General features: G+C 51.6%; 2 protein-coding genes. One reads left to right on the top strand and one right to left on the bottom strand.

The features are described 5' to 3' along the window. The coding region (locus tag DVK07_RS20395; RefSeq protein WP_121598577.1) for a ribbon-helix-helix domain-containing protein at positions 1-260 on the bottom strand (260 nt) is incomplete at its 3' end. Positions 261-326: 66 nt separating this feature from the next. On the opposite strand from DVK07_RS20395, the gene DVK07_RS23960 reads away from it, so the two are divergent. Continuing rightward, the coding region (locus tag DVK07_RS23960; protein ID WP_233565561.1) for a hypothetical protein at positions 327-675 on the top strand (349 nt) is incomplete at its 3' end.

The raw sequence follows: 675 nt of genomic DNA on the forward strand, positions 1-675 counted from the left end.
CGCTCGCGGGCTTCCTCTGCGCTCGTCGTCCGTCCCTCGCGGATGTCCTCCTCGGCTTCGAGCAGGGCGACGAGTTCGTCGCGGTCGAACGTCGGGAACTCGACTGCGTCCCGAAGCGTGTACCGGATGAACTCGCTCCGGCTGTTGAACCCGCGTCCCTGCCACGTATCGTCTATCTGTTCGAGGAACGACTCGGTAAGTTTGAAGTTGACCGTGCCGATGTCGTCTCCGCCGTCGTCGTTCGTAGTCGCTTCGGACATATAGACGTAATACGCTGGTCTTACCGATAGTCGTTTTGGCGGAGTCACACCTTTCGTGTCACCATCGTGGGTCTCTATAATAAAGCGGTAATCCTGTATTTTGGATCAAATATAATCCTGTCCATGGATATATTGACTCAAATGCGGCTAACAAGCAGATACACGTTAGAAAACTGGCGTACACAAGAGATTGACATATATGATATTCCAGACACGGTATTATCGCTCTCGTTTGAGGAGATTTTGGATCTGACTTTTGGAAGGTTACGTAGTCTCGATCTGAACCCTATCGAGCTCCTCTTCTCATGTATTTTCTTTCACGATGACTGGCGAGTCGTTCGGACTCCTATGAAAAGGGATAGCCCGGTTCAACAACATATGTCGGTGGCTATCGAGCGGGCAACTGGAGTTCGGG

The sequence above is a fragment of the Halorubrum sp. Atlit-26R genome, assembly GCF_003666015.1.
Lineage (GTDB): Archaea > Halobacteriota > Halobacteria > Halobacteriales > Haloferacaceae > Halorubrum.